Source organism: Frankia tisae (assembly GCF_025403405.1).
GTDB lineage: Bacteria > Actinomycetota > Actinomycetes > Frankiales > Frankiaceae > Frankia > Frankia tisai.
Map to the genome: position 1 here is coordinate 1 of NZ_JANEZT010000713.1, position 1147 is coordinate 1147.

Genomic DNA, 1147 nt, shown 5'->3' on the forward strand with positions numbered 1-1147 from the left:
ACAGGGGTGTGCCTCGTCGGGTCCGGTGCGGGGGCCGGTGACGGTGCGCTGGTATGTGTACAACGAGTCGTCGGGGTCGTTCGCGAAGGCGGCGGCGGACTGTTCGGCGGGGTCGCGGGGCGCCTACCGGATTGCGATCAGCGTGTTGCCCAACGACGCCGACGGGCAGCGGGCGCAGCTGGTGCGGCGGCTGGCGGCGAAGGATTCCTCGATGGACGTCCTGGCGTTGGACGTGACGTGGACGGCGGAGTTCGCCGGGGCCGGGTGGATCGTGCCGTTTGGCGCGGTGTCGGCGCGGGCGATCACGGCGGGGACGTTGCCGGTGGCGGTGCGCACGGGTAGTTGGCGGGGCCGGTTGTATGCGGCGCCGTTGAACACCAACGTGCAGCTGCTGTGGTATCGCAAGGATCTGGTGGCGCGGCCGCCGGCGACGTGGGCGCAGATGGTGGCGCAGGCGCGGGCGTTGGCGGCGGGGGGCAAGCCGCATCTGGTCGAGGTGCAGGGTGCGCAGTACGAGGGTTACACGGTGCTGTTCAACTCGTTGGTGGCGTCGGCGGGCGGGTCGGTTCTGTCGGCGGACGGGAGCCGGGTGGAGCTGGGTGAGCCGGCGCGCCGGGCGGTGGAGGCGATCGCGGCGTTGGCACACTCCCCCGCGGCGGATCCGTCGTGGTCGAACCAGCGGGAGGACGACAATCGGCTGGCGTTCGAGGCGGGGTCGGCGGCGTTCCAGTTGAACTATCCGTTTGTCTATCCGTCGGCGCGGGCGAACGCGCCGGGTCTGGTGGGTCGGATCGGGTGGGCGCAGTGGCCGAGTCTGGTGGCCGGTCGGCCGTCGCATACGACGGTGGGGGGTTACAACCTGGCGGTGTCGTCGTACAGCCGGCACGGTGGGCAGGCGCGGGCGGCGATCGGTTGTCTGCGCTCTCGGGCGAACCAGATCCGTACGGCGGTGGAGGGGGGGTTGGCGCCGACGTTGGAGGCGTTGTATACGGATCGGGCGTTCATCGAGGGGGGGTATCCGTTCGCGGCGGCGATCTACGCGGCGTTGCGTCAGGCCAGTGTGCGGCCGCAGACGCCGGCGTATCAGAGCGTGTCGTTGCAGATCGCCGACCGGTTGTCGCCGCCGCGGTCGGTGTCGGTGTCGGCG

1 protein-coding gene is annotated in these 1147 nt (G+C 71.2%); it reads left to right on the forward strand.

The genetic code is table 11. From position 1 onward, the window contains the following. Nucleotides 1-37: 37 nt before the first annotated feature. On the forward strand, nucleotides 38-1147 hold a 1110-nt coding region (locus NBZ85_RS31275), incomplete at its 3' end, for an ABC transporter substrate-binding protein (protein ID WP_261563441.1).